This window comes from Lentzea sp. CA-135723, assembly GCF_050936595.1.
Classification (GTDB): domain Bacteria; phylum Actinomycetota; class Actinomycetes; order Mycobacteriales; family Pseudonocardiaceae; genus Lentzea.
This window is the reverse complement of the sequence record NZ_JBNJMK010000001.1, coordinates 5,399,979-5,426,846: the sequence shown is the minus strand read 5'-3', so window position 1 is coordinate 5,426,846 and position 26,868 is coordinate 5,399,979. Positions and strand designations below refer to the sequence as shown.

Sequence of the window (26,868 nt, the reverse complement as noted above, 5' to 3'; positions counted from 1 at the left end):
GGTGGCCGGGTGGCCGGGTGGCCGGGTGGCCGGGTGGCCGGGTGGCCGGGTGGCCGGGTGGCCGGGTGGCTGTGGTGCTGCGTGTCGGACGCCTTCGGGCGGCGCGGTGGCCAGAGCCGGGTCGTGGCTGTGAGCCGAACGCCTCCCCGCCGCGGAGAAACAGCCGGACCGGTTCCGAACGCCTCCCCGCCGGAAACAGCCGGACCACTGCGGTGCTGCGCGCCGAGCACCTCCCAGCCGCAGGCCGACGACCTCATCGCCGCGGCCGACCCTGCAGCGCTCGAGCCTCCGTCGGCGAGGTCGGCCCTGCCGCGCCCGAACCTCAGCCTGCGAGGTCGGCCTGCCAAGGAGCCGGGTCGGAGCTTGCGAGTCGCAGGCCGGCAGGACCGGCTCGCCGGGAGATCGTTCAACGATCCGATCGAGGGATTGTTGAACGATTCCCATGTCGGATTGTTGAACAATCCGACGTCGCATCAGTGCTCGCCGGGCAGCGCGAACAGGCCGTCGCGCGTCTGCTCCACCAGCCCGTCGTCCAGCAGCGACACCAGGCACTTCTCCCGCTGCGTCACGTCGTTCCACACGATGTCGAGCTGGATCTTCGGCACCGGCCCCGGCGCGCCCCGCAGCACGTCCAGCAGCTTCCCGCGCACCTGCCGATCGGTGCCGGCGAACTTCTGCACCTTCTTCTCCGGCCCCGCGTACGCGGGCCGACCGGCCAGCTGCCACGCGCACACGTCGAACAACGGGCAGTCGGCGCACTTCTGGTTCTTGGCCGTGCAGATCAACGCCCCGAGCTCCATCAACGCCGCCGAGAACACCGCCGCGTCGTGCTGGTCCTCGGGCAGGATCGCCTCGGCGTCACGCAGGTCGCGCTTCACGGACGGCGGCCCGGCGTCCCCGGCCCCGTGCACAGCGCGCGCTACGACGCGTCGGACGTTCGTGTCGACGACGGCGCACTTCTGGCCGTACGCGAACGTGGCCACCGCACGTGCCGTGTAGCTGCCGATGCCCGGCAGCGACTCCAGCGTCTCGACGTCGGACGGCACCACGTCGCCGTGGTCGCGGGCAATTGCGGTCGCGGCCTCGTGCAGGCGCATGGCACGGCGGGGGTAGCCGAGCTTGCCCCACATCCGCAGCACCTCGCCCTGGGAGGACGCGGCCATCGCGGACGGCACGGGCCAGCGCGCCAGCCACTCGTGCCAGATCGGTTCTACGCGGGCGACCGGCGTCTGCTGGAGCATGATCTCGCTGACCAGCACGCCCCAGGCGGTGCAGTCGGGACGGCGCCACGGCAGGTCGCGGGCTGCGGTGTCCCACCAGCCCAGCAGCAACTCGTGATTCATCGCCCGCCATTCTCGCGCAGAGGCCCCTCCCGGTTCTCCGGAAGGGGCCTCAACGCAAGCGTTTGGCGGTTCAGGCCGCCGCGGTCTCCGCCGCGTCGACCTCGCGCAGCTCACCGGTGTGCACGTCGTACACGAAGCCGCGGATCTTGTCGGTGTGCGGGATGAACGGGCTGCGCCGCAGCCGCGCCATCGACCCGCGCACGCTCTGCTCGACCACCTTGAACGCCTCGACGGCCCAGGTCGGGCGCAGGCCGGTGTCGGCCTCCAGCTCGTCCTTGAAGTCGTCCTCGGTGACCATCTCCAGGCCGCAGTTCGTGTGGTGCACGAGCAGCACCTCACGCGTGCCGAGCTTGCGCTGGCTCAGCGCCAGAGAGCGGATCGCGTCGTCCGTGACGACGCCGCCCGCGTTGCGCAGCACGTGCGCCTCGCCCTGCTTCAAGCCGAAGATCTCGAACACCCGGATGCGCGAGTCCATGCAGGTCAGGATGGCTACCTGCAGGGACGGCTTCGCGGACGAACGGTCTCCGGGAACCACGTTCCCGAGTTCGTAGTTCCGCTTGAGCAGTTCGTCGATCGCGGTCATGTGACACACCTCCATGGCCTACCGGCGGACCCCGCGTCGATTGGAACCGGAGTTAGCGCACGTTCACAAGGGGTTTCCGCTCTATGTCACGTTCAACCGATCGAGCGATGCTCGCCTACGCCTGGATTCCGCACGACCCGGTTACGTTCGGGCCGTGATCGAGCCCACAGGTCCGTTGCCGTCCACGGTGTACTGGCGCCGCCGCATCGCCGCGATCGCCGCCGCCCTGGTCACACTCCTGCTCGTGATCTGGATCGTCGGGATGTTCGGCTCGGACGCCGAGACGTCGAAGCCGTCCAACGCGGCCTCGACCTCCGCCTCGAACCCGCCGCCGAGCGGCTCCGAGAGCCCGGCGGCCGCGTCGTCGTCCTCCACGACCCCGCCGCCCTCGCCGACGGAGACCACGCCGCCGCCTCCGCCTCCCGGACCGCCGCAGCCGTGCCCGGACGACGTGATCGGGGTCGTGGCGAAGGCCAACAAGCCCTTCTACACCATCGGTGACCAGCCGGAACTGTCCATGGACCTGGTCAACAACGGGCCGGTGCCGTGCATCAAGGACATCGGCCGCCAGCACCGCGAGCTCACGATCCTGACGGCGGACGGCGCGACGGTGCTGTGGTCGAGCAACCACTGCCTCGCGGCCACCGGCACCGAGACGCGCGTGATGCAGCCGAAGGAGGTCTTCAACTACGGCACGAACTGGGCCGGCTCGACCTCGCAGCCCGGCTGCGGCGCGCACACCCGCGTCGGCCCCGGCGACTACCTGCTGGTGGCGAAGCTGGCCGGAAAGGCCAGCTCACCCGCTGTCTTCAGGCTCGAGCGGTAGGACTCACGGCCCGAACCAACGCTCCTCGGCACCGCCGCGCGGCGCCCCCGACGTCTTTCCGATGATCAGCTCGGTCGACAGGTTCACCGACCGCGGCCGCGACCGCTCGTTGGTGTCGAGCAGCAGCTTGCCCGCCGCCCTGCCCTTCTCCAGCACCGGCTGGCGCACGGTCGTGAGCCCGGCCTCCTCGCCGGCGCGGATGCCGTCGAAGCCGGTCACGGTGATGTCGTGCGGCACGCGCAGGCCGCGGCGGGCCGCCTCGGTCATCGCGCCCAGCGCCAGCACGTCCGACGTGCAGATCAGGGCGGTGACCTGCGGGTCCCGGTCGAGCACCTGGGCCGCGCCGGACGCGCCCGAGGCCATGTTGTGGTCGAAGCGCTCGACGACCGGCACCTGCGACCAGTCGACGCCCGCCTCGCTGAACGCCTCGGCGAGGCCCGACAGGCGGTTGCGCTGCACGTGGAAGTGCGCGGCGTGCTGGCGGTCCGGCGTCACGAAGCCGTCGTTGCGGTCACGCGCGAGACGCATGCACACGACGCCGATGCGGCGGTGGCCCAGGCCGATGAGGTGCTTCGCGAGCTCGTACATGGCGCCGCGGTCGTCGATGCCGACGCGGTCCACGGTGCCGAGGTCCGGCTGGTCGCAGACGACGGTCGGCACCGGGCGCTCCAGCACGGCGGCGAGGTGCGGGTCGTCGTCCGGCACGGAGTAGACGACGAAGCCGTCCACGCCGGCGCGGTGCACGGACGCGACGTCCTCGCGTTCGGGGTTCGCGGGCACCAGCAGCAGCCCGGTCCCGGCGTCCTCGCACGCCAGCGCGAGGCCCTCCAGGAACCCGATCGCGGCGGGGTCGCGGAACGCGTAGGAGAGGTTCTCGGTGAGCAGCAGGCCCACCGCCCCGGCCTTGCGCGTGCGCAACGAACGCGCCACAGGATCCGGGCCGGGATAACCCAGCCTTCGGGCCGTGTCCAACACCCGCCGACGCAGCTCGGGAGAGAGCTGGTCGGGCCGGTTGTACGCGTTGGACACCGTTGTCCGGGAAACGCCCAGCTCAGCGGCCAGAGAGGCCAACGTTGCCGGACGTCGCACATGCATCGACCGCGCCATGAAAGGACCGTAACGGTTCAGAACCAATTCGTGAAGTCAGGGTGACCCGCGTCCCTCAAATGACGCATCGGCGCTGGTTGACCCATCTGCCTTGTCAAGAAGTTGGTCCAGACCAATTAGGTCAATCGGTCATCTCACTTCGGCGGCGCAGACGATTCCCTCGCGACGAGCCGCGGCCGGAACACGCGGGTGTAGTTGTCGGTCCCCTGCCTGCGGCGATCCGGGTCGAGGCGCAGCACGAGCTCGTCGATCGCGGCCGCCGCCATCTCCTCGATCGGCTGCGCGAGCGTCGTCAAAGCGGGCGACGAGTAGGCGGCGAGCGGGATGTCGTCGAACCCGACGACCGAGAGCTGTTCCGGTACCGAGATCCCCCGCTGGTGCGCCTCGCGCATGACCCCGAGGGCCATGTGGTCGGACGAGCAGATCACCGCCGTCGGGGTCACCGTGTCCAGCAGCTGCGCCACGGCCTGGCCGCCGCCCTCCGCGCTGAACGGCGCGTGCGCGACGTACTCGCCGCCCGCCGGCAGGTGGTCCTCCTCGAGCGCCGCGGCCCAGCCGGCGCGCTTCAGCCGGGACGGCAGCGAGCGCGCCGGGCCCGACACGAACCCGATCCGCTCGTGGCCGAGCTCGATCAGGTGCCGGGTGGCCATGTAGCCCGCGAGCTGCTCGTCGACCGTCACGTCCGGCACGTCCAGCGCGGGCGTGGCGCCGTTGAGGAACACCATGTGCACGCCGTCGGCGAGCAGCTTCGCGTAGTAGCTCGGCCGGGGCGCCTGCCCGAGCGGCACCTCGACGTTGGTGATCTCCGGCGACACGAACACCATGCCCTCGACGCCGCGCGCGAGGAGCATCCGGACGTACTCCTCCTCGCCCATGGGGGCGCCGCTGCGGGTGTTGCACAGCAGCGACGAGTAGCCCAGGCGGGCGGCCCGCGTCTCCAGCGCCTCGGCGAACGCGGGGAACACCGGGTTCGAGAGCTCCGGCACGAGCAGGCCGATCACGCCGGTGCGTTGCAGCGCACCGAGTCCGCGCGGGGTGTACGGCATCTCCGCGAGGACCGACAGCACCCGCTGCCGGGTCTCCTCGTTCACACCCGCGCGCCTGTTGAGAACACGGCTGACGGTCGAGATGGACACCCCGGCTGCCCTGGCGATCTCGGACAGTCCGGACACGTTGCCTCCCAGCTCAGATCACGTTTGACGCAAGCCTGCCCGCTTCAGAAAAAATTTGCAACGAGCGTTTGCAAGACAGCGCCGTTACGGCTTGGTTACGGTCCTGGTCTTGACCTGACCATGGTTCTGGTAGTGAAATCGCCCGCAACATTCTCGCAAAACCTTGCAAGACCCTTGTCTCACTCGGAGACGAGGCCCCAGCTGGAGGGAACGGCAGCAACGATGCGACGGACAACCCTCGTGACCGCCATGGCGACGGGTGTCGCCCTCGTGCTCACCGCGTGCGGAAGCGGCGGATCGAGCAGCAACAGCGGATCCGACTCGGGTGAAGTGACCTTCTGGGACACCAGTGGCCCGAACGAGAGCCCGGTGTTCAAGAAGATCGCGGAAGGCTGTGCCACCAAGGACGGCTACAAGGTCAAGGTTGAGACGCAGGCCTTCGACGGCGCGCTGAACAACTACAAGACCGCCGCCCAGGGCGGCCAGGGCCCCGACGTCTTCCGCTCCGAGGTCGCGTGGGTGCCGCAGCTCGCGAAGCTCAGCTACGTCGCAGACCTGTCCGACACCGACCTCGCGAAGGACACGTCCGACTTCCTGGAGGCCCCGCTCGGCTCCACGAAGTACGAGGGCAAGACCTACGCCGTGCCGCAGGTGACCGACTCGCTCGCGTTGCTGTACAACAAGAAGAAGCTCGCGGACGCCGGCGTCGAGGCGCCGAAGACGTGGGACGAGCTCAAGGCCGCGGCCGCCAAGCTGGGTGGCGAGAAGGCGTTCTTCCTCAACAACGACGCGTACTACGCGCTGCCGTTCATCTACGGCGAGGGCGGCGACCTGGTCGACGCGTCCGCCAAGAAGATCGTCGTGAACTCCGCGCAGAACGTGAAGGCGCTGGAGACCGCGAAGGGCCTGCTGGACTCGAAGTCCGCGACGACGGCTCTCGACGCGACGAACTCGTACTCGAACATGCAGGCCGCGTTCTCGTCCGGTGAGGCCGCCATGGTCATCAACGGCCCGTGGGCCGTCGCCGACTACCTCAAGGGCGCCGCGTTCAGCGACCCGGCGAACCTCGGCATCGCCGCCGTTCCCGGCCCGTCAGCGGGCAAGGGCAGCGCGCCGGTCGGCGGCCACGACTACGTGATCCGCCAGGGCACCAAGGCGAAGCAGTCGTCCATCAAGTTCATCACCTGCATGGCGTCGGTCGAGTCGCAGGCGACCATCGCCAAGGAGCTCGGCCTGCTGCCGACCCGCAAGTCGGCCTACCAGAACGCCGACGTCAAGGCGAACGCCGTCGTGGCCGCGTTCGAGCCGGTCACCAAGGTCGCGCACGAGCGTCCGTGGATCCCCGAGGGCGGCGAGCTCTTCGACCCGCTGAAGGTCGGCTACGCGGACTTCCTGGCCGGCAAGAAGGACGCCAAGACCGCCCTTGACGACGTCGCGAAGGCGTACAAGGAGAAGGTCGTCACCGAGTACTCGATCGGCTGATCGTGTTGAACGGCCGGGGTTCTCCTGAGCCCCGGCCGTTCGCCGGAAGGGGAGTCTCGGTGCGTCGGTTCCTGGACAGGTACTGGTACGCGTATGCGATGGTGCTGCCGGTCGTGGTGGTCATCGCGGTGTTGGTGCTCTACCCGCTCGCGCAGGGCGTGTTCTTCACCTTCACGAACATCAACGAGGGCAACATCGCCAACCCGATCCTCGAACGCCCCGCCACCTACGACGTGGTGGGCTTCAAGAACTACCTGAACGTGCTCTCCGGCGGGGAGTCGTTCGGCGCGTTCTGGTCCACGTTGGTGCGCACGCTGATCTGGACGTTCTCGTGCGTGTTCTTCCACTACACCATCGGTCTGGGCTTGGCGCTGCTGCTGAACCGCCAGGTGAAGGGCCGCACGCTGTACCGCGTGCTGCTCATCCTGCCGTGGGCCGTGCCCGCGTTCATCAGCGCGTTCGCGTGGAAGTACATGTTCAACGCGCAGTACGGGATCATCAACCAGCTGCTGCGATCGGTCGGCCTGCCGGACCCCGTGTGGCTCGGTCAGTCGAACTGGGCGCTGGTGTCGGTGATCATCGTGAACGTCTGGCTGGGCACGCCGTTCATGATGGTGGCTCTGCTCGGTGGCCTGCAGTCGATCCCCGGTGACCTCTACGAGGCGGCCGAGATGGACGGCGCCACGCCGTGGCAGCGCTTCCGCCACGTGACGCTGCCGGGCCTGCGTTCGGTGTCGTCGACCGTGGTGCTGCTCGGCATCATCTGGACGTTCAACATGTTCCCGGTCATCTACCTGATCGCGGGCCCGAACCCGAACACGCGGATCCTGGTGACCTACGCGTTCGAGCGCTTCTTCTCCGGCGCGTCCCGCGACTACGCCATCGCCTCGACGTACGGCGTGCTGATCCTTTCGGTGTTGTTGGTGTTCGCCGCGGTGTACCGGCGGGCGCTGCGCAATCAGGGCGAGGTGTGGTGATGACGCTCGACGCTTCTTCTTTGAAGGTCGTCCAAGCCGCCGGTCCGGTTCGCAAGCGCACCGACCGCTCCGCCCTCGCTTCTGTCGGGCTGCACGGCGCTTTGGTGATCGCTTCGATCATCTCGGTGTTCCCGGTCTTCTGGGTGTTCATCACCTCGCTGAAGCCGGACGCCCGCGCGGTCGAGCCGTCCCCGAAGCTGTTCAACGAGTCCTCTGTGGACAACTACACGCGGATTCTGGCCGGGGACAAGGGGAACTTCCTCGCGTGGTTCGGCAACTCGGTCGTGATCGCGTTGCTCACCACGGTCATCGCGGTGTTCCTGTCGGCCACCACCGGCTACGCGGCGTCGCGCTTCCGGTTCCCCGGCAAGCGATCGCTGATGATGTCGTTCCTGCTGGTGCAGATGTTCCCGTTCGCGGTGCTGATCGTGCCGCTGTACAACATCCTGATCGCCCTCGGTTTGAACGGTTCCACGTTCGGCCTCGTGCTCGTCTACTGCACGACCGCGGTGCCGTTCTGCACGTACATGCTGAAGGGCTACTTCGACACCGTGCCGTCGGACATCGACGAGGCGGGGCGGGTGGACGGGCTGTCGCCGTTCGGCGTGTTCTGGCGGCTGATCATGCCGCTGGCCAAGCCGGGCCTGGCGGTCACGTCGTTCTACGCCTTCCTGACGGCCTGGGGTGAGGTGGCGTTCGCGTCGGCCTTCCTGTCCGCCGCGGACGAGTCGAAGACGCTGGCGGTCGGGCTGCAGGTGTTCGTGCAGCAGAACAGGACCGAGTGGGGGCACCTCGCCGCCGCGTCGATCCTGGTGGCGATCCCCGCGATCGTCGTGTTCTACCTGGTGCAGCGCTTCCTGGTGACCGGCCTCGCGTCGGGCGCCGTCAAGGGCTGAGTCACCCGGCTGGAGGCGGCTTCAGGGCCGCCTCCAGCTCTGCCCGGTGCGCCGTGAACCAGGCGTGGGCGGTGCGGACGGACCGGGCGGCGCCCGACTCGCGCAACCCGGCCAGTGCCGGGTCGGTCTCGATGCCGTGCGCGCACCGGTCCTGCCACCACAGGATCGTCTCCACGAGCCGGCCGCGGTCCTCCAGGCCGTACGCGTCGCAGATCGTGCGGAGTCCTTCCGCCACAACCGTTGGATCTTCAAGGTCCACGTACTGCCAGCACACGTGCGCGACGTCGTGGATGCGCTCGCCCGGTGCGGCGAGATCCCAGTCGATGAACGCGAACGGCACGCCGTCGCGGTAGACCGTGTTCTTGGGCGACAGGTCGTTGTGACACACGACCTCCTGGTCACCGGCCAGTTCGGTCCCCGCGGTCAGGTCGTGGAACTCCCGCACGAGCCGCGCCACCTCGGCCAGGCCCTCGGACGACCGCTCCGGCACGTGGCTGTCGAGGAACACCAGCACCTCCCGGTCCTTCCCGTCCACGCCGAGGTACCGCGGCGCACCCCGCCACCCCTGCTGTTCGAAGTGGAGCAACAGCCGGTGGACGAACGGCGAGCGGGCGCAGAGCGGCCGCCGGACCGTGTCGCCGATCCGGACGACCTCGTTGATGAAGCCGCCTGGCAGCGGCGTTTCGTTCATGCCTCTGAACGTAAGCGCTTACGTTGTGCCGCGCTGGAACGTAAGCGCTTTCGTCTGTTCACGTAAGCGCTTGCAACACCTAACGTCGCGTCCAGACAAGGGTGAAAGGTGCGTCACATGGCAGAGGTGTCCTACGTCAAGGCGTCGCGCGTGTTCTCCGGCAACCCGCCGGTCCGCGCGGTCGACGAGCTCTCGCTGGAGGTCGCCGACGGCGAGTTCCTGGTGCTGGTCGGCCCGTCCGGTTCCGGCAAGTCGACGGCGCTGCGCATGCTCGCGGGCCTGGAGGACATCGACGAGGGCGCCATCCACATCGGTGGCAAGGACGTCACGAACGTCCCGCCGAAGGGCCGGGACATCGCCATGGTGTTCCAGTCGTACGCGCTCTACCCGCACATGACCGTCGCGGAGAACATGGGCTTCGCGCTCAAGCTGCGCGGTGTGTCGAAGGCGGACATCCGGGCGAAGGTCGAAGAGGCCGCCAAGATGCTCGACCTCACCAAGTACCTGGAGCGCAAGCCGAAGGCGCTCTCCGGTGGTCAGCGCCAGCGCGTCGCGATGGGTCGCGCCATCGTGCGCGAGCCCTCCGTGTTCCTCATGGACGAGCCGCTGTCCAACCTGGACGCCAAGCTGCGCGTCGAGACGCGTGCCAACATCGCCGCCCTCCAGCAGCGCCTCGGCACCACCACGATCTACGTCACGCACGACCAGGTCGAGGCCATGACGATGGGCCACCGGGTCGCCGTGCTCAAGGACGGCCTGCTGCAGCAGTGCGACACGCCTCGCGCGCTGTACGACCGCCCGGCCAACGCGTTCGTCGCCGGCTTCATCGGCTCGCCGGCCATGAACCTCAAGACCGTCCCGATCAGCGCGGAGGGTGCCAAGCTCGACGGCATCATCGTGCCGCTGTCCCGTGCCGCGCTCGACGCCGCCGGCGGTCTGGACGAGGTCACCTTCGGCATCCGCCCCGAGGCTCTCGGCATCGTGCCGTCGGGCGAGGAGGGCATGGAGATGACCGTCGAGCTCGTCGAGGAGCTCGGTGCCGACGCGCTCGTGCACGGTGCCGTGAAGATCGGTGAGTCGTCGCAGCGCTTCGTCGTCCGCGTCGACGGCCGCACGCCGCCGACCCTCGGCCAGCACGTCAAGGTCGCCGTCCGCGACCACAGCGAGATCCACCTGTTCCACCCCGAGTCGGGCGAGCGCCTGGAGTCCTGAGTCACACGTTCGAGCCCCCGGCGTGACCGCCGGGGGCTTTTTCGTGTCGTAATATGAACTCGACAACGGTTTCCATTACCTGATCGAGGGACGGCGTGATGACTCTCCGCAACGCTCTGGTCGGCACTCTTGCCGTGGTGAGCCTGGCCGCGTGTGGCACGTCCACGCCGTCCGCCGACAACGGCAAGATCCAGGTCGTGGCCTCCACGAACGTCTGGGGGAGCGTCGTCAAGGCCGTCGGCGGCGACGCCGTCGAGGTGAAGGCCCTGCTGGACGACCCGAGCGCCGACCCGCACTCGTACGAGAGCAAGCCCGCGGACGCCGCGCTGGTCAAGGACGCCAAGCTGGTCATCTTCAACGGCGGCGGCTACGACGACTTCTTCGCCAAGCTGATCACCAGCGACGCCACCAAGAAGATCGAGGCGTTCCCGCTGGCCGACAACCACGCCGAGCCGTCCACGGGCACGCCGGACGCCGACGGGCACGACCACAGCGTGAACGAGCACGTCTGGTACGACCTGCACACCGTCGAGGCGGTGGCCGAGGCCGCGGCGACCGAGCTCAGCGGCCTCGCACCGGACCAGAAGGCGACGTTCGAGAAGAACGCGGCGGACTTCAAGGCCGGCATCGAGGAGCTGGAGAAGAAGGTCGCGGGCGCCGGTCAGGGCAAGAAGGTCGCCGTCACCGAGCCGATCGCGCACTACCTGATCGAGGAGTCCGGCGCGCAGGACGTGACGCCCGAGGCGTTCAGCAAGGCCATCGAGGAGGAGGCGGACGTGCCCGCCGCCGCGCTCGCGTCGATGAACCAGCTGGTCGAGGGCAAGCAGGTGAACGTGCTGGTCGAGAACACCCAGACGGAGAACCAGGTGACGAAGAGCGTGGTCGAGAAGGCTCGCACGGCCGGTGTGCCGGTCGTTGCCGTGACCGAGACGCTGCCCGAGGGCGTGACCGGCTACCTTGACTGGATGACCAAGCAGGTGGACGCGCTCGCGCAGGCGCTCAAGGCATGAGCGCGATCTCGCTGCGCGTGGCGAAGCTGTCCTACGGCGACAGAGTCCTCTGGGGCGGCCTCGACCTGGACGTCGAACCGGGTGAGTTCCTGGCCGTCCTGGGCCCCAACGGCTCCGGCAAGACCAGCCTGATGCGCGTGCTGCTGGGCCTCCAGCCGCTGTCGGCCGGCACGGTCTCCGTCGCCGGCGGCAGCCACGCCATCGGCTACATCCCGCAGCAGCGAGCGCTCGACCAGTCCATGACGTTGCGGGGCCGCGACCTCGTCGGCCTGGGCCTGGACGGCCACGCGTGGGGCTTCGGCTGGCGAGGCCGCCGCGAACGCCGCATCCGCGTGGACGCCGCCATCGAGTCCGTGGGCGGCACCCGCTACGCCGACTCGCCCGTGGGGCTGCTGTCCGGTGGCGAGCAGCAACGGCTGCGCGTCGCCCAGGCCCTCGTCGGGGACCCGACCGTGATGCTCTGCGACGAACCGCTGCTGTCGCTGGACCTCGCGAACCAGCGGGTCGTGTCCGAGCTGATCGACAAGCGCCGTCGCGAGTCCGACACGGCCGTGCTGTTCGTGACGCACGAGCTGAACCCGGTGCTGCCGCTGGTGGACCGGGTCCTGTACCTGGTGGGCGGCCGGTTCCGCGTCGGCACGCCGGAAGAGGTCATGAACTCCCGCACGTTGTCCGAGCTGTACCGGACGCCGGTCGAGGTCGTGCGGGTGCGCGACCAGATCCTGGTGGTCGGCGCCGGCGCCTGCGAGGAGCAGACGCACCACCTGTCGGCGGAGGCCGCGTCGTGAGCTTTCTGGACCTGCTCGAACTCGACTTCGTGCAGACCGCGCTGATCGCGGCCGCCGTGCTGGGGCTGGTGGCGGGCGTCCTGGGGCCGTTGGTCGTGACGCGCAAGATGGCGTTCGCCGTGCACGGGACCAGCGAACTCGCCTTCACCGGCGGTGCGGCGGCGCTGCTGCTCGGCGTCGGTGTCGGCTACGGCGCTCTGGCCGGATCGATCCTCGCCGCGGTGCTGCTCGGCGTGCTGTCCCGGCGGGAGAGCGACCGCGACTCGGTCATCGGGGCGATCCTCGCGTTCGGACTCGGCATGGGCATTCTCATGCTGGCGCTCTACAAGGGACGGGCCAGCAACAAGTTCGGGCTGCTGACCGGCCAGATCGTCGGCGTCGACTCGACGGACCTGAACCTGCTGGTCGGGTCGTCCGTCGTGGTGCTGGTGGCGCTGGCGTTCATCTACCGGCCGTTGTTCTTCGCGTCCGTCGACCCCGACGTGGCGGTGTCACGCGGGGTGCCGGTGCGGACCCTGTCGATCGTGTTCGCGGTGCTGGTCGGGGTGGCCACCGCGCTGTCGGTGCAGGTGGTCGGGGCGTTGCTGGTGCTGGCGTTGATGATCACGCCGGCGGCCGCGGCGATGCGGATCTCGGCTTCGCCGCTGCGGGCCACGGTGCTGTCGGTGGTGTTCGCCGAGGTCGCTGCCGTCGGTGGGATCTTGTTGTCGCTGCAGCCCGGGTTGCCCGTGTCCGCGATGGTGACGGCTGTCAGCTTCGTGATCTACCTGGTGTGCCGGCTGGTGTCGTCGCGCCGCTCACGCACTGCGTGAGCTGATCGGCTTCGTCACGTCGTCCTGGCGCGGCGCCGGCATCAGGCGCGGCGGGATGTCCAGGCCGGCGACCCGCACCTGGTTGCGGCCGTTCTCCTTGGCCTTGTACAGCGCCGCGTCCGCCGAGTGCTGCGCCGTCGCCATGTCCGGCCCGTTGTCCGGGATGACCGCCACGCCGATCGACGCCGAGATCGCCCGCAGCGACTCGCCCTCGGGTTCGGAGGGCTGGGTCTCGCGGCCGTACAGCGTCACCACGTTGCGGTGCTTGTCGGTGGTCGGCACGGCCAGGGAGCCGATGGCCTCGCGGATGCGTTCGGCGATCGTCACGCCCTGCGCGACCGGGGTGTCCTTCAGCGCCACGACGAACTCCTCGCCGCCGTCGCGGCCGGCCACGTCGCCGGGGCGCAGCTTCTCGCGCAGGATGCGGCCCACCTCGGCGAGCACGGCGTTGCCCGCGGGGTGGCCCCAGGTGTCGTTGATGCGCTTGAAGTGGTCGAGGTCGATGACGAGGACGGTCATCGGTTCGCCGTCGAGGCGGCAGCGTTCCGCGAGGCGGCCCGCGTACTCGGCCAGGCCGTTGGTGTTGAGCAGGCCCGTCCGGTAGTCGGTGTGGGCGTCCGCGGCCAGCCGCTGGTGGAGCTGTTCCTGTTCGCGCAGCAGGCGTTCGAGGTGCGCACGGCGTTCGCCCGCCTTGGACAGCAGGGCGTTGACGAGGATCACCGGCACGGCGAGCAGCAGCGGGCCCACCCAGTGGGTCGTCATGAGCATGCCGAGCATCGCGCCCGCGCCGAGCGTGCTCATTTCGAGCATGTTGTCGACTTTGGAACCGAGGAAGTCGAGGACCTTCGAGTTCGGCGTCACGATTTTGAATGCCACGGCGACTGTCATCACCTGGACGAACCAGTAGAGGACCGCGGCTATCGCGAGAATCAGGACCAGACTCAGGTCGGTCGGCACGTTTCCGGTCGCGGCGAGCGAAACGCCCGAAAGGTGCACCAACGCCCAGGAGAGGAGCGTTGAGGCGAGCATCGAGGCGGTGCCGAAGACGAAGCGGTACGGCTGGCGGCGGGCGATCGGCTGGATCAGGATGCGCATCCAGATCGTGGCGATCACGGCCAGGCCGCCGGGCAGTGCGACGGCCGCGGCGAAGGTCCAGACCGAGGTCAGGTCTATGTGGGGGCCGGAGGCCTCGTTGCGGCGGGCCTCTTCGGCTCTGCGCACGATCGTGAGGTGAATGGTGATCGCGGCGATCAAAGCGCCGAAGCGGAGCCAGTCGGCGGTCGAGACGGACGTGAGCTTCGTCAGGAGCCAGATGGAGGCAACGGCTACGGCCGCTTCGAGCACGAAAAAGTAAGCGATCGCACTAGGCGCAACGGTCCAAAGGTCCCAGTTGCGAATCGGAGTCAAGCCGAGTGCCCGCGATCGCCTGCGATCAGTCAAACTGTTCTTCACCACGACCCCCTACGCTCATGGCACTTCATGAGCCAAGCCGCCGCTGACCAGGTCGTAGACCACCACGCTGCCGCTCGTCGCAACGAGGAGGTGTCCTTCCATGTGCAACCGAGACTTCTAGCGCTGCCCTTCCTCCACTCGACTTCCACACCGCATCCTGATGCCTCTACGACGGATATCGCTATTGGTGACCGTTCTGTTTCAGATTGCCACCGCCTTCGTGTCGGCGCGACCCCTCGCCCGTCGCCAGGCGAAGGTGGCCTGCGTCGCCAGCAGCAGTCCGATACCGCCCGCTCCCGCGATCGTGGCCGTCACCGATCCGATCGAATGGGCGACGACACCCGCCAGCGCCATTCCACCGCCCTGGCTCGAACGCAACGCCGCGCGCCCAATGCCATAAGCCCTGCCGCGGTACTGGTCGGGTAGCAGGCGCATCCACGCCGAACGAGCGGGTGTGTGATAAGCCCCGCCTATACCGGCAATCACCAGCAAAACGATCGTCCAGGTCAGGTTCGGGTTGAATGCGAACATGATCAACGGCGCCAGCGACAGGATCGCCAGCGGCCCGATGAGCCGTTCCCGCTTCGCCGGATCCCTGACCAGACGGAAGAGCAACGCCACGCCCAGCACGTTCGCCGCGGGCTCGATGGCGAGGATCAGACCGACCGCCCAGACGGCGTTCAAGCTCGCCGCCAGCGGTACCGCGAGTCCTTCCGGGACCATGGCGAGGCCCGCGAGGAGACGGACGCCCAGCAACGTCCTGAGGCGCGGTTCCGACACCATCAGGGTCAGCACGCCGCGCGACTCTTCGTCGTCCTTCTTCTTGCGGCCCAGCGGATCCGCGGCCGGCCGGTGCTTCACCGACGTCTGCACGAGGACCGCGAGCAACACGAACGTGCCCGCGTTGATCGCGAGCGCGAGGCCGGGACTCGTGTGCGCGACCAGGAAACCGGCCGCCGCCAGACCCGCCATCTGCGCGATGTCGACGGACGTGCCGAACAACGCCACGCCGTCGTCGTAGCGCTTCGGCGGCAGCACGTTCGGCAGGCTCGCCTCCTGCGCAGCGAGGTACGGCGAGGAGATCGCCAGCACCACCACGAGCAGCACGATCATGGCCCACAGGGGCATGCCGGGAACGGCCATCGCACCCATCAGCACGGCCTGCATCCAGGCCGTCGTCACCATTACCGTGCGGCGCGGGAACCGGTCGGCGACCCAGCCGAGCAACGGCCCCGAAATCAGCGGCGGGAACAGCGTCAACGACCACGTGAGCGCGGTCCAGGCAGCGGATTGTGTTCGCTCGAATACGAGCAGTGACAATGCGACCGCCGCGAGTTGGTCGCCGGCGGTCGATGCGGTCGAGCCGATCCACATCGCGCGGAACTCGCGCAAACCCACGAGCTCGCGGAGGGTCCCGCGGGTCGTCATGCGGTGCCTCGCGGAGCCGCTGCCCGCGCGCGGCGAATCGGCACGTCCCGATTCGCTCTACGCCGAGTCACGTCGCCCCCGCCGGTGGTAATCAATTCCTATCGACAATCACGGTAGAAGCTGCCTGACCGTTCAACGTCTGTCCTACCACAGTGTGTACCTAAACGGAGCAGAGCAGTTACCTAAAGTAGTTACAATAGTGAAACACAGAGCTGATCTTCTTCACAGTTGACCTCGGGTTCGCCTGATTGGACCCCAAATGGTCACGCCATGTGTCAGCCGGTGCCAAACGGGTGCCGCGTGCTCGCCCAACCGGTGCAACCGGCTCCGACTCCTGACCGGCAGGACCCGTTAATGGCGATCGAGACGACGGTACCCGCGCTCGGGAGTGGCGCGTAATAGGCCACGCGGTTTGTCATGCGATCGGCAGCGTGGATCTGGCAAGAGTGAAAAGTCGACTTTCCCGCCCGCGAACCTAAACCGGTTTCGCGGGCAGGAAAACGATCACTAACGTCGGCCAATGAACGCCCTTGGCGTCACGAACCAGCCGATAACGTCAGGCAATCAGCCTTTGGCGTCGATACGCCGGCGGCGCGCCACCTCGGCCAGCACGACACCTGCGGCGACCGACGCGTTGAGCGACTCGACGCCCGCCGCCATCGGGATCGACACGGTCTGGTCGCACGTCTCCTTGACCAGACGCCCGAGCCCGCGGCCCTCGGAACCGACCACCACGACGAGCGGTCCGGTGGCGAGGTCGAGGCCGTCGACGTCCACGTCGCCGTCCGCGTCGAGGCCGACGATCATGAGACCGGCCTCCGCCCAGTCACGCAGCGTGCGCGTGAGGTTGGTGGCCATCGCGATGGGCGTCTTGGCCGCGGTGCCCGCGCTGGTGCGCCAGGCGACGGCGGTCATCGACGCGCTGCGCCGCTGCGGCAGCACCACGCCCTGCGCGCCGAACGCGGCCGCGGAACGGATGACCGCACCCAGGTTGCGCGGGTCGGTCACACCGTCCAGCGCCACCAGCAACGGCGGCCGGCCGGAGCGCTGAGCGATCTCCAGCAGCTCGTTCGGCGTCGAGTACTCGAACGGCGGCACCTGCAGGCCGAGGCCCTGGTGCATCGCGCCGCCGGTGATCCGGTCGAGCTCGCCGCGGGCCACCTCCAGCACGGAGATGCCCCGGTCGGCGGCCAGGCGCACGGCCTCCTGCACGCGGTCGTCGGCGTCGATGCCGAGCGCCACGTACAGCGCCGTCGCCGGCGTGCCCGCGCGCAGGCACTCCACGACGGGGTTGCGGCCCGCCACGGTCTCGGCCTGGGCCTTCTCGGTCTTCTGGCGACGCTGGGTCTTGCTCGCGTCGATCTTCGCCGCCACCTTCGCGCGCTTGTACGCGGGGTGGTTGGGGCGGTCGGTCGCCTTCGGGGTCGGGCCCTTGCCCTGCAGGCCCTTGGACTTCTGTCCGCCGGAGCCGGTGACCGCGCCCTTCTTCGAGCCCGGATTGCGCATCGCGCCCTTGCGCTTGGAGTTGCCAGCCACGGAAGTCAGTCGTCCTTCAAAGTCCACTGCGGACCGCCGGGGGTGTCCTCGACGGCGATGCCCGCATCGGAAAGCTGGTCCCTCAGCGCGTCGGAACGCGCGAAGTCCCTGCTCTTGCGGGCTTCCTGGCGTTCGACGAGCAGTCGCTCCACCAGGGTGGTCAACGCCTGCCGCATGCCGGTGTCGGCAGACGACGCGTCGTTCCACTTCGGCGACAACGGGTCGACGCCGAGGATGTCAGCCATCCGGCGGACGCACTCGGCCGCGGAACGGGCCGTGTCGTCGTCACCGTCGGCAAGAGCCGTGTTGCCCTGGCGCACCTTGTTGTGCAGTGCGGCCACGGCCTGCGGCGTGTTCAGGTCGTTGTCCATCGCGGCGACGAAGTCCGGGCACATGTCGCCCCGGAGCTCGATCGGCCCGAGCTTCTCCACGGCCCTGCGCAGGAACGACTCGACGCGGCCGTACGCCGTCACCGCCTCGTCCAGCGCGCCCTCGGAGTACTCGATGTGCGAGCGGTAGTGCGGGGAGACGAGGTAGTACCGCAGCTCCTGCGCGCGGACCTTGTCCAGCATCGCGGGGATGGACACGGTGTTGCCGAGCGACTTGGCCATCTTCTCGCCGGACAGCGTCACCCAGTAGTTGTGCATCCAGTAGTTCGCGAAGCCGTCACCGGCCGCCCGCGACTGCGCCTGCTCGTTCTCGTGGTGCGGGAAGATCAGGTCGAGCCCGCCGCCGTGGATGTCGAACGTGCCGCCGAGGTACTCGGTCGCCATCGCCGAGCACTCCAGGTGCCAGCCGGGCCTGCCGTCGCCCCACGGGGTCGGCCAGGACGGCTCACCGGGCTTGGCGGCCTTCCACAGCGTGAAGTCGCGCGGGTCGCGCTTGCCGCGCACGGCCGTCTCACCCTGCTCGACGGCGTCGAGCTTCTGCCCGGACAGCGCGCCGTACTCGGGGAACGAGCGCACGTCGAAGTAGACGTCACCGTCGACGTCGTACGCGTGGCCCTTGTCGATCAGGCGCTGCATGAGCTCGACCATCTGCGTGATGTGGCCGGTGGCGCGCGGCGCGTACGACGGCGGCAGGCAGCCCAGCGCGTCGTACGCGTCCTCGAACGCGCGCTCGTGCGTGTACGCCCACTCCCACCACGGCCGGTCGTGCTCGGCGGCCTTGGTGAGGATCTTGTCGTCGATGTCGGTGACGTTGCGGACCAGCGTGACGTCGGTGCCGTCGTGGGCGAGCCAGCGACGCAGGACGTCGAAGTTGAGGCCGCTGCGGACGTGCCCGATGTGCGGCACGCCCTGCACGGTCGCCCCACACACGTAGATCGACGCCGTTCCGTTGACCTGCGGGTGGAACTCCCGCATGGACCGGCTCGCCGTGTCGTAGATGTGGAGGCTCACACGGGAATGGTACGGGCCACATCCAAAAGAGCGTCCGGGCGGTCACTCGTCGGAACCGGGTTGACGAGCCGGAAGGAGCAACCGATGGCCTCCGCTCCGCCGTCCGCCTCCTGGCTGTCGCCGACCATCACCGCATCGCGGGGATCGACGCCCAGCCGTTCGCAGGCCGTGGTGAAGATCTTCGGGTCCGGCTTGATGACCCCTTCTTCGTACGAGAGCACGAACTCGTCGACGAGGTGCGTCAGGCCGTGCAGCTCGAACACCGTGCGGATGTCCCAGCCGATGTTGCTGACGACCGCGACGGGGATGTCCTCGAGGTGCTCCAGCGTCGCCTTCGTGTCCGGGTACGGCACCCACGACTCGGGGTGCAGCAGCTGGTCGTAGAAGGCCTCGGCGTCGGGCACGAGCGCGTCCTCGAGGACCCTCACGTGCACCCAGCGGTGCACGTCGACGTCGAGGTCGCGCCGGTGCCACGCGGCGACCAGCTCGGGGTCCATGCCGTCGGCGATGCCGACCGGGGCGGTGAGAGCACGCATCAGGTCACCGTTGGACTCCAGCTCGGGGTGCTCGAGCCGGAACAGCGTGCCGGAGAAGTCGAAGAGCGCGGCGCGGATCGTCACGCCCCCGACTCTACGTTCTCCGCGGCTAGGTGGTCTGGACCTTTTTGAGCTCGGCCTCGACCGCGCCCAGGTCGTACCGCAACGTCAGCCGCAGGTCGCCCGCACCGCGGTCACTGGCGGCCGCGAACTCCTCGACGAACTGCTCGATCTGCTTGAGCGGCTGGTCGGCGAGCTGGGCCGCGGCCCTGTACAGCGCGGTGTAGCGGTCCGGCGTCGTCGTGCCGCGCAGCTCCGCCGACCAGTCCAGCAGACCCTCGTACTGCTCCACGAAGCCGTTGGCGAGGTGCTTGATCTTGTCGCGGTCGCCGGGACGACCGGGCGGCCCGAACGCCATCTGCACGCGGCCGGGCGACAGCAGGTCCTCGACGGCGTTGAGGATGCCGTCCAGCGACCGGCTGCGCGCCCGGAACGTGTCCAGCGCGTCCACGTCCTCGGTGATCAGGCGCCTCGGCTTCGCCGTGCCCATCTCGTGGCTGACGCGCTTGTCCTTGAGGTTGCGCATGAGCATCGCGACCGTGTCGGAGAACAGCTGGTACTCCCAGCCCGGCTGCGGCGCGCTCACCGCCGTGCCGACCTTCCGCGCGATCATCTCGGCCAGCTCGCGCGGCGTGCGGTTGCTGATGTCCAGGTAGCCGGTGCCGACCCGCAGCGCCGGGATCTCCGTGTCGTCGAACCGCACGGGCAGCACGTACTCGGTGTCCGACACCAGCGCGCGGTCGAACGCGGCCTGCCGTTCGTGCTTGGTCCACATCTTCCGGGCGTAGTGCTCCGAAATGAACATCACGCAGAACCGCGAGTCGTGGCGGTAGATCTGGTCCAGGTGCTCGACGAGGTTCTTGCCCCAGAGATCGGCTTGCTCGTCGGTGTCGTAGAAGCGGGAAACACCCAGTTCGGTGAGGTGGCGGGCCACCTGGTCGACGTAGGGGCGGTCTTCGCCGGCGAAGGAGAGGCACACGTCGTACTTGGGCACCAGCCGAATGGTAGTGGCGGGAACCACAGCGCCGGCGGGGGAGTTGTCCAGTCATGAGCCTGGGGTTCCTGTTCGCCATGTCGCTGCCCGCGTTGGTGGCGGCCCTGTTCTTCCTCGCCGTGTTCGAGAGGTTCTTCCGCGGCAGGAAGAAGGGCACGCCGATGTCCTCGGCCGGGATCGGTGAGCTCGGGGCGACGTTCGAAGCGGGCAAGCGCGAGGAACTGGAGTTCCGCAAGGAGGAGCGGCAGCTGCGCGACGAGGAGGGCGACGCCGCGCCGCCGCGCGGTCCGGTGGACCTCGAAAGCGGCATGGCCGTGCTGAACGTGCCGGCGCAGCGGACCCGTTAGCGCACGTTGCCCGTGGTCTTCGAGACCTTGAGGCGGACGACCACGCGGACGGCGTCCGGGTCCTTGTCGCTGGGAAAGGGCTTGCCCGTGTACTTGTGGGCCAGGGCGTCCACGAGCTCGGCGGCGCCCTCGGTCGTCACCGTCGCCTCGCCGCGGAACTCCGCGTACCGGTAGGGGTTCGCGACGTCGATGACGGTGATGCTCGCCCGCGGGTCGTTGCGGAGGTGCCGGGCCTTCGCCCGGTCCTCGGCGGTGGAGAACAGCACGTCGTCGCCGTCGCGGGTGATCCAGACGACCGACGTCTGCGGACTGCCGTCCTCGGCGAGCGTGGCGACCGCGCCGTAGTTGAGGCCGTCGAGGAGCTCGTGCTGCGCTGCGGAGAGCGTGACCATGACCTCAGGCTACGGAGATCAGCAGCGCGGTGGCGATCGCCGCGATGCCCTCGTTCCGCCCTGTGAGACCCAGGCCGTCCGTGGTGGTGCCGGCGACCGAGACGGGGCCGCCGACGGCCTCCGAGAGGGTCTTCTGGGCCTCTTCGCGGCGCTTGCCGACGCGTGGCTGGTTGCCGATGACCTGCACTGTGGCATTTCCCACTCGGTAGCCCGCCTCCTCGATGAGGCGCCGCACTTCCGTGAGCAGGACCACACCGTGCGCGCCTGACCAGCGCGGATCGGACGTGCCGAAGACGGCGCCCAGGTCGCCCAGGCCCGCGGCGGACAGCAGCGCGTCGCACAGGGCGTGCGAGGCCACGTCGCCGTCCGAGTGGCCGGCGCACCCGTCCACGCCCTCCCACAGCAGGCCGGCGATCCAGCACTCCCTGCCTGCCTCGATCGGGTGGACGTCGACGCCCTGGCCGATCCTCACTCCTGGCCTCCGCTGAACAGTGCTTCCGCGACCGCTAGGTCGAACGGGGTGGTGATCTTCATGGCATGCGCGTGTCCGGGAACCGTGTGCACCGCGACGCCGTTCTTCTCTACGAGACCAGCGTCGTCAGTCGCGGCAATACCGGAGCAATAGGCGGCTTTGAGAGTCTCGGCGCGAAAACCCTGCGGGGTCTGCACGACCCGCAGGGCGGCCCGATCAGGTGTGGAGACGACCACTCCGACCTCGTCCACCTGCTTGATCGTGTCGGCGACCGGCAGCACCGGGATGACGGCGTCGTACCCGCCACGCACGGCGGCGACGACGGCGGCGATGACCTCGGGAGGGGTGAAGGCACGAGCGGCGTCGTGGACCAGCACGATCGAGGTGTCCGGAATCACGCTGAGCGCGTGGTCGAGGGCGAGGCGCACCGAGTCGGTGCGTTCGGCGCCCCCTGAAAGCACGTGCACCGCCCCGCCGGCCGGGGCCAGCGAGGCGGTTGCGGTGTGCACTTGATCCACATCGGACGGTGGAGCCGCGATGACGACGTGGTGAACCTGGCCTGACTCGAACAGGCCACGTACGGCACGCGTCAACAGCGGCACTCCGTTGACCGGCACGAGCGCCTTGGGCATCCCGTAGCCCAGACGCTCACCCCGCCCTGCCGCGGGCACGAGCGCGACAACACTCATGTTCGCGACTGAATCCGATGCTCTTTATGTGATTGGTTAAGAAGCAGTGGCGAGAACTTCGTCGAGGAGAACCTCGGCCTTGTCCTCGTCGGTGCCCTCGGCCAGCGCCAGCTCGCTGACCAGTATCTGCCGCGCCTTCGCCAGCATCCGCTTCTCGCCGGCGGAAAGCCCGCGATCCTTTTCGCGCCGCCAGAGGTCGCGCACCACTTCCGCAACCTTGTTCACGTCGCCGGAGGCGAGCTTCTCAAGGTTGGCCTTGTACCGCCGAGACCAGTTGGTCGGCTCCTCGGTGTGGGGAGCACGCAAGACCTCGAAAACCTTGTCGAGCCCTTCCTGGCCGACAACGTCACGCACGCCTACGATTTCGGCGTTGTCAGCGGGAACCCGAACGGTGAGGTCGCCCTGCGCTACCTTGAGAACGAGGTACTTCTTCTCCTCGCCCTTGATCACGCGGGTCTCGATTGCTTCGATGAGAGCGGCACCGTGGTGCGGGTAGACGACGGTCTCTCCGACCTTGAAAACCATGTGTCCTCTGCCCCTTTCGATGCCTCCATCCTATCACGTCCGGCAACCCTTCGATCGCTGCTCGATGATCCGTTAGTGCTGGTCAGGGCCGTGCGGGGGGTTGACAAACCACCTGTTCGCGTGCAAGGTACGTCCCATCGAAGATCGACTGGCAGCCAGTCGCGCCCTCGATTCGGGCCCCGGTTAGGCTCCTTGCCTGGTGGTTGTTCCCTAGGAAGGACGCTGGAGCCGTGAACTCAGGAGTGTCTCGCCGGATGATCGTGACGGCAGCGCTGGCCGCGGGCCTAGGCCTGGTGGCGGTCGGCTGCAGCGCCGGTCAGATCACCCAGACCGACACCCAGGTCGCCGCCGTCGACGGTGCGAGCGGCAACGCGGGCCCGATCGCGGTGCGCAACGTCATGCTCGCTTTCCCGCCGGACGGCAACCGGTACCACGAAGGCGACGACGTGCCGTTGACGTTCGTCATCGCCAACACGGGTTCCGACCCGGACAAGCTGCTCTCCATCAAGTCGGAGGCCGCCGAGTCCGAGGCCGAGGTCGTCGGCACGAAGGAGATCCCGGCGCAGTACGCGCTGCGGGCCGAGTACGACGCCTCGAAGGCCCCGGTGAAGCCGTCCACGTCGGCCTCCTCGTCCGTGGTGCCGACCTCGGGTGCGCCCTCCTCGAACGTGACGCCGTCCTCCGGCGCCCCGTCGTCGAACGTGACGCCTTCTTCCGGCGCCCAGTCGTCGGCCCCGTCCTCGGGCGCCCCGTCCTCCGGCAACCCGTCGTCGGCCGCGTCGTCCTCCGGCCGCCCGTCGGGTTCCGCCGCGGCGTCCTCGTCGGCCGCGCCCGTGGACCCGGACCTCGAGGTGCTGGAGATCCGCTGCACGCTGAAGAAGCTGAACCGCGACGTGGTGGCCGCGCAGACCATCAAGGTCACGTTCCTCTTCGAGAAGGCGGGCTCGCTGACGCTGGAGGTGCCCGTGGCGCCGTCCGAGCACAAGCGCACGAGCGAGAACGAGTCCGGCGGTCACTGACCCCCTGACACACGAAAACGCCGCCTCCCATCGCTGGAGGCGGCGTTTTTCGTCTTGCGTCAGGCCTTGAGCATCGGGCGGAACTTGTCGCGGTAGGCCCACGCGAGGCCGATCTCGGCGGCGACCACGACGACCGCCATGGCCGTGCCGCTCGGCTCCAGGAAGACGTGGAACAGGAAGATGTTCACGATCACCGGAGCCAGCAGGGCCAGCGCCAGCGGCACGAACCGCCCGGCCACGAGCAGCAGGCCCGCCACCAGCTGGACGCCGCAGGTGAGCTGCAGCATGTAGCCGGTCTCGTAGAGCGCGGCGTTGAAGGCCACACCTCCCGGGGCCATCGTGCTGGGATCGGGAGCGGGCATGAACATCAGGAAGCCGTTCAGGCCGGTCGTGGCGAACAGCAGGCCGGTCAGCACGCGGGTGACGACGGTGGCGTAGCGGCCGATGGCGAACTTGCGGGTCTGCGTCTGCGTCGCGGTGGCGGTGGCGGTGCTCACGGTGTCCTCCAGGCTGTGTCGTGTCCTTCCACTGATGCGTCGAACGGCCCCCGCGCCGGATTGACAACACACGCCAAGAAACTTCGAAAACTTTTCGTCGGCCAACCGCAACCCCGGAGAGCGGCCGGCCCGCCGCAGATGGAGAGGCCAGGCGGTCGGCCGCAGACCTGAAGGCCTGTAGGTCGCCCGCAGACGGGGAGGCCTGTTGGGCTCGCCGCAGATCGGGAAGGCCGCCGACCGCTCGCAGCCCCGGGATGGCTGCTGGGCCCGCCGCAGATGGGGAAGGCCGCCAGCCCTCCGCAGACCTGGAGGCCTGTCACCCGTCGCAGCCCTGAAGGTTGTCGGCTGATCGCAGACCTGGCGGGCTTTGCGAGTTCGCGTCGGTCGTCCGGGCCCCGCTTCGTGTCAACCGCCGAAGGCGATTAGGCGCGAAGCGGGGCCCGGACGACCGACTCCCCGGCGAACGAGCCGCCGTCTGCGAAGCAGCGGCCATCAAACACTGTCCCTTCCTCTAACGTTCGGTGTGTGGCGAAGACAGCGCGGCCGATCTTCCGTTGTGCCGAGTGCGGGCACGAGGTGGCGAAGTGGTTCGGCCGCTGCCCCGAGTGCCAGGCGTGGGGCAGCATCGAGGAACGAGGCACCGCGTCGGTGACGCGCGTGGTGGCGGGCGCGCCGACGTCGGCCGCCCGCCCCATCGGCGAGGTCGACATCGAGTCGGCACGGGCGTTGTCGACCGGTGTCAGCGAGTTCGACCGGGTGCTGGGCGGCGGCCTGGTGCCCGGCGCCGTCGTGCTGCTCGCCGGCGAGCCGGGCGTGGGCAAGTCGACGTTGTTGCTGGAGACGGCGCACCGTTGGGCGGAGTCGCACGGGCGTTGTCTCTACGTCACGGGCGAGGAGTCGGCGGGCCAGGTGCGGCTGCGCGCCGAACGCACCGGCAACCTGCACGCCGAGATGTACCTGGCGGCCGAGAGCGAGCTCAGCGCGCTGCTGGGCCAGGTCGACCAGGTGAAGCCGTCGATGTTGATCGTCGACTCGGTGCAGACCATGTCCACGGTGAGCGTGGAGGGCGTGCCCGGCGGTGTCACGCAGGTGCGGACCGTCGCATCTGGACTGATCGCGATGGCCAAGGAACGCGGCCTGCCGGTGGTGCTGGTAGGACACGTCACGAAGGACGGATCCGTTGCGGGGCCCAGGGTTCTGGAACACCTCGTGGACGTCGTGCTCCAGTTCGAGGGCGACCGCCACTCCAGCCTGAGGCTGCTGCGCGGCATCAAGAACCGCTACGGCGCCGCCGACGAGGTGGGGTGCTTCGAGCTGCGCGACGACGGCATCGTCGGTGTCCCCGACCCGTCCGGCCTCTTCCTGACCCGCCGCGAGAAGGCCGTCGAGGGCACCTGCGTCACGGTGATCGTCGAGGGCAAGCGCCCGATGCTGGGCGAGGTGCAGGCCCTAGTCGCGAAGACGAACCTGCCGGCCCCGCGCCGCGCGGTGAGCGGCCTCGACTCGGCCCGGATCTCGATGGCCCTGGCCGTCCTGGAGAAGCGCGGCAAGGTCAACCTCTTCCAGAAGGACGTCTTCACCGCGACGGTGGGCGGCATGCGCCTGACCGAGCCAGCCGCGGACCTCGCCGTGGTCCTGGCCGTCGCCTCGGCCGAGCGCGAGATCGCCCTGCCCGCCGACCTGGTGGTGCTCGGCGAGGTCGGCCTGGCGGGCGAGATCCGCCGCGTCAACGGCGTGGGCAAGCGCCTGCAGGAGGCGGCCCGCCTGGGCTTCAAGAAGGCCCTGGTCCCTCCGGACCACGGCCCGCTGCCGGACGGCGTGCGCGCCCTGGTGGCGAACGACCTCGTGTCGGCGCTGGACGTCCTGGGCCTCAACAGGAGGCGAGCCGCGAAGAAGGAGGAGAGGGAGGACGACTGAGCCGCTCCGCACCGCGCGCGAAGCCCAGCAACCCGAGCCGCACGAGGGACAGCCGGCGGCCGGCACGACGGCTGTGATCGAATACGCGGGTGTTGGGGAGACACGACAGCGAGATCGGCGAGTTGTTGCGGTTCGCCGCGTCCTTGGTGCCCCAGGAGGTCCAGGGCGAGGACCTGCTCGACTACCTGGACCTCGAGGAGTGGGAGCTGGTGCTCCAACTCCTCGGCGACTTCGACGGCCACACCTGGCAGACGCCGCGCTACTGGGCCCTGCTGGCCGAAGCGGCCACGCAGATGGACCAGGACGAGGCCTGGTTCCAGTGGCGCTGCGTGGAGTCGATCCAAGGCCTGCTGCGCGTGGAGCTCACCCTCGCCGTGGATGCGGAACCGTTGCAGGCCAGGGGAGAACGTCCGATGTGGGACGTCACCGGCAGAACGCACCGGGTCGCCGCGCTGTGGATCGAGTCCAAGCCGGTGCTGGGTCCTGGCGAACGCGCGACGGCTCGCCTGCGCCCGTTCGTGCCGCCCGCGTGGGCGCACCTGATCCGCGGCGACACGATCACGCTGCACGGCACCTCCCCAGGCACCGCGAAGATCATCGAGAAGGTCCCGCCCCGCCTCTGACGCGCCAGCCTCCGAAACGGCAACGACCGCGGCCCCAACGGCAACCGCCGCGGCCCCCAAGGGGAACCGCGGCGGCACCAGA

Annotated in this window: 28 protein-coding genes; 12 read left to right on the top strand and 16 right to left on the bottom strand. The window is 68.9% G+C overall.

What is annotated here, in order from left to right; translation table 11 throughout:
- Positions 1 to 473: 473 nt before the first annotated feature.
- A complete protein-coding gene (locus ACQEU1_RS24745) occupies positions 474 to 1,343 on the bottom strand; it encodes an A/G-specific adenine glycosylase (RefSeq protein WP_433206144.1) in 870 nt (289 codons plus the stop codon).
- 70 nt (positions 1,344 to 1,413) lie between these two features.
- Positions 1,414 to 1,926, bottom strand: a complete 513-nt coding sequence (locus ACQEU1_RS24740; RefSeq protein ID WP_363845665.1) for a beta-class carbonic anhydrase — start codon at positions 1,924 to 1,926, stop codon at positions 1,414 to 1,416.
- A gap of 154 nt (positions 1,927 to 2,080) precedes the next feature.
- Here ACQEU1_RS24740 and ACQEU1_RS24735 point away from each other — a divergent pair, with 154 nt between their 5' ends.
- Positions 2,081 to 2,752, top strand: a complete 672-nt coding sequence (locus ACQEU1_RS24735) for a hypothetical protein (protein WP_433206141.1) — start codon at positions 2,081 to 2,083, stop codon at positions 2,750 to 2,752.
- A 3-nt stretch (positions 2,753 to 2,755) separates the two neighbouring features.
- Here the strand turns inward: ACQEU1_RS24735 and ACQEU1_RS24730 are convergent, their stop codons facing one another.
- Positions 2,756 to 3,859, bottom strand: a complete 1,104-nt coding sequence (locus ACQEU1_RS24730) for a LacI family DNA-binding transcriptional regulator (protein ID WP_433206138.1) — start codon at positions 3,857 to 3,859, stop codon at positions 2,756 to 2,758.
- 134 nt (positions 3,860 to 3,993) lie between these two features.
- Positions 3,994 to 5,031, bottom strand: coding sequence for a LacI family DNA-binding transcriptional regulator (locus ACQEU1_RS24725; RefSeq protein WP_433206135.1), 1,038 nt, complete (start codon positions 5,029 to 5,031; stop codon positions 3,994 to 3,996).
- A gap of 222 nt (positions 5,032 to 5,253) precedes the next feature.
- On the opposite strand from ACQEU1_RS24725, the gene ACQEU1_RS24720 reads away from it, so the two are divergent.
- Genes ACQEU1_RS24720 through ACQEU1_RS24710 form a run of 3 tightly spaced genes read left to right on the top strand, consistent with a single transcriptional unit; the run spans position 5,254 to position 8,386 of the window.
- Positions 5,254 to 6,513 (top strand): extracellular solute-binding protein, encoded by a 1,260-nt coding sequence (locus tag ACQEU1_RS24720; protein WP_382445976.1) that lies wholly within the window; start codon positions 5,254 to 5,256, stop codon positions 6,511 to 6,513.
- A 59-nt stretch (positions 6,514 to 6,572) separates the two neighbouring features.
- Positions 6,573 to 7,490: a carbohydrate ABC transporter permease gene (locus ACQEU1_RS24715; protein ID WP_433206132.1), complete on the top strand. Its 918-nt coding sequence runs from the start codon at positions 6,573 to 6,575 to the stop codon at positions 7,488 to 7,490.
- Entirely contained in the window at positions 7,490 to 8,386 is an 897-nt protein-coding gene (locus ACQEU1_RS24710; protein WP_433206129.1) for a sugar ABC transporter permease, read from the top strand. Before ACQEU1_RS24715 ends, ACQEU1_RS24710 begins: the two co-directional genes overlap by 1 nt.
- Before the next feature lies 1 nt (position 8,387).
- Here ACQEU1_RS24710 and ACQEU1_RS24705 read toward each other — a convergent pair whose 3' ends face one another.
- Positions 8,388 to 9,077 (bottom strand): phosphotransferase family protein, encoded by a 690-nt coding sequence (locus ACQEU1_RS24705; RefSeq protein ID WP_433206126.1) that lies wholly within the window; start codon positions 9,075 to 9,077, stop codon positions 8,388 to 8,390.
- 117 nt (positions 9,078 to 9,194) lie between these two features.
- Between ACQEU1_RS24705 and ACQEU1_RS24700 the strand changes: the two genes are divergently transcribed.
- The 4 genes from ACQEU1_RS24700 (at position 9,195) to ACQEU1_RS24685 (ending at position 12,899) form a co-directional block, all read left to right on the top strand.
- On the top strand, positions 9,195 to 10,289 hold the full coding sequence (locus ACQEU1_RS24700) for an ABC transporter ATP-binding protein (protein ID WP_433206123.1): 1,095 nt from the start codon (positions 9,195 to 9,197) through the stop codon (positions 10,287 to 10,289).
- A 98-nt stretch (positions 10,290 to 10,387) separates the two neighbouring features.
- Positions 10,388 to 11,299, top strand: coding sequence for a metal ABC transporter solute-binding protein, Zn/Mn family (locus ACQEU1_RS24695; protein ID WP_433206120.1), 912 nt, complete (start codon positions 10,388 to 10,390; stop codon positions 11,297 to 11,299).
- Positions 11,296 to 12,087, top strand: a complete 792-nt coding sequence (locus tag ACQEU1_RS24690) for a metal ABC transporter ATP-binding protein (RefSeq protein ID WP_433206117.1) — start codon at positions 11,296 to 11,298, stop codon at positions 12,085 to 12,087. Before ACQEU1_RS24695 ends, ACQEU1_RS24690 begins: the two co-directional genes overlap by 4 nt.
- Positions 12,084 to 12,899: a metal ABC transporter permease gene (locus tag ACQEU1_RS24685; RefSeq protein ID WP_433206114.1), complete on the top strand. Its 816-nt coding sequence runs from the start codon at positions 12,084 to 12,086 to the stop codon at positions 12,897 to 12,899. Before ACQEU1_RS24690 ends, ACQEU1_RS24685 begins: the two co-directional genes overlap by 4 nt.
- Here ACQEU1_RS24685 and ACQEU1_RS24680 read toward each other — a convergent pair.
- From ACQEU1_RS24680 to ACQEU1_RS24655, 6 genes are all read right to left on the bottom strand, one after another.
- Complete coding sequence (locus tag ACQEU1_RS24680) at positions 12,885 to 14,243, bottom strand: GGDEF domain-containing protein (protein ID WP_285647682.1); 1,359 nt, start codon at positions 14,241 to 14,243, stop codon at positions 12,885 to 12,887. The two genes, ACQEU1_RS24685 and ACQEU1_RS24680, sit on opposite strands and share 15 nt — an antisense overlap.
- Before the next feature lie 309 nt (positions 14,244 to 14,552).
- Complete coding sequence (locus tag ACQEU1_RS24675) at positions 14,553 to 15,779, bottom strand: MFS transporter (protein WP_433206110.1); 1,227 nt, start codon at positions 15,777 to 15,779, stop codon at positions 14,553 to 14,555.
- A 564-nt stretch (positions 15,780 to 16,343) separates the two neighbouring features.
- Positions 16,344 to 17,315 carry a 23S rRNA (guanosine(2251)-2'-O)-methyltransferase RlmB gene (gene rlmB, locus ACQEU1_RS24670; RefSeq protein ID WP_433206107.1) on the bottom strand — a complete coding sequence of 324 codons (972 nt, stop codon included), beginning with the start codon at positions 17,313 to 17,315 and terminating at the stop codon, positions 16,344 to 16,346.
- A 5-nt stretch (positions 17,316 to 17,320) separates the two neighbouring features.
- A complete protein-coding gene (gene cysS, locus ACQEU1_RS24665; protein WP_433206104.1) occupies positions 17,321 to 18,715 on the bottom strand; it encodes a cysteine--tRNA ligase in 1,395 nt (464 codons plus the stop codon).
- On the bottom strand, positions 18,712 to 19,335 hold the full coding sequence (locus ACQEU1_RS24660; RefSeq protein ID WP_433206101.1) for an HAD family hydrolase: 624 nt from the start codon (positions 19,333 to 19,335) through the stop codon (positions 18,712 to 18,714). The genes cysS and ACQEU1_RS24660 overlap by 4 nt, the downstream gene beginning before the upstream one ends.
- Before the next feature lie 25 nt (positions 19,336 to 19,360).
- Entirely contained in the window at positions 19,361 to 20,305 is a 945-nt protein-coding gene (locus ACQEU1_RS24655; protein WP_433206098.1) for a toll/interleukin-1 receptor domain-containing protein, read from the bottom strand.
- A 53-nt stretch (positions 20,306 to 20,358) separates the two neighbouring features.
- On the opposite strand from ACQEU1_RS24655, the gene ACQEU1_RS24650 reads away from it, so the two are divergent.
- Entirely contained in the window at positions 20,359 to 20,652 is a 294-nt protein-coding gene (locus tag ACQEU1_RS24650) for a DUF6191 domain-containing protein (protein ID WP_433206095.1), read from the top strand.
- Here ACQEU1_RS24650 and ACQEU1_RS24645 read toward each other — a convergent pair.
- The 4 genes from ACQEU1_RS24645 to ACQEU1_RS24630 are packed head-to-tail and all read right to left on the bottom strand — an operon-like array spanning position 20,649 to position 22,730.
- Complete coding sequence (locus tag ACQEU1_RS24645; RefSeq protein WP_433206092.1) at positions 20,649 to 21,044, bottom strand: PPOX class F420-dependent oxidoreductase; 396 nt, start codon at positions 21,042 to 21,044, stop codon at positions 20,649 to 20,651. The genes ACQEU1_RS24650 and ACQEU1_RS24645 overlap by 4 nt on opposite strands.
- A gap of 4 nt (positions 21,045 to 21,048) precedes the next feature.
- Positions 21,049 to 21,516, bottom strand: coding sequence for a 2-C-methyl-D-erythritol 2,4-cyclodiphosphate synthase (gene ispF / locus ACQEU1_RS24640; protein WP_433206089.1), 468 nt, complete (start codon positions 21,514 to 21,516; stop codon positions 21,049 to 21,051).
- Entirely contained in the window at positions 21,513 to 22,205 is a 693-nt protein-coding gene (ispD, locus tag ACQEU1_RS24635; RefSeq protein ID WP_433206086.1) for a 2-C-methyl-D-erythritol 4-phosphate cytidylyltransferase, read from the bottom strand. The genes ispF and ispD overlap by 4 nt, the downstream gene beginning before the upstream one ends.
- Before the next feature lie 36 nt (positions 22,206 to 22,241).
- Positions 22,242 to 22,730 carry a CarD family transcriptional regulator gene (locus ACQEU1_RS24630; protein ID WP_012782996.1) on the bottom strand — a complete coding sequence of 163 codons (489 nt, stop codon included), beginning with the start codon at positions 22,728 to 22,730 and terminating at the stop codon, positions 22,242 to 22,244.
- Between the two features lie 254 nt (positions 22,731 to 22,984).
- Between ACQEU1_RS24630 and ACQEU1_RS24625 the strand changes: the two genes are divergently transcribed.
- Positions 22,985 to 23,749, top strand: a complete 765-nt coding sequence (locus ACQEU1_RS24625) for a hypothetical protein (RefSeq protein ID WP_433206081.1) — start codon at positions 22,985 to 22,987, stop codon at positions 23,747 to 23,749.
- 59 nt (positions 23,750 to 23,808) lie between these two features.
- Here the strand turns inward: ACQEU1_RS24625 and ACQEU1_RS24620 are convergent, their stop codons facing one another.
- Positions 23,809 to 24,246 carry a hypothetical protein gene (locus ACQEU1_RS24620; protein WP_433206078.1) on the bottom strand — a complete coding sequence of 146 codons (438 nt, stop codon included), beginning with the start codon at positions 24,244 to 24,246 and terminating at the stop codon, positions 23,809 to 23,811.
- 525 nt (positions 24,247 to 24,771) lie between these two features.
- Here ACQEU1_RS24620 and radA point away from each other — a divergent pair.
- Together radA and ACQEU1_RS24610 are read left to right on the top strand one after the other, a co-directional pair.
- A complete protein-coding gene (radA, locus tag ACQEU1_RS24615) occupies positions 24,772 to 26,163 on the top strand; it encodes a DNA repair protein RadA (RefSeq protein ID WP_433206075.1) in 1,392 nt (463 codons plus the stop codon).
- A gap of 89 nt (positions 26,164 to 26,252) precedes the next feature.
- A complete protein-coding gene (locus tag ACQEU1_RS24610; protein ID WP_433206072.1) occupies positions 26,253 to 26,786 on the top strand; it encodes a hypothetical protein in 534 nt (177 codons plus the stop codon).
- Positions 26,787 to 26,868 lie beyond the last annotated feature (82 nt).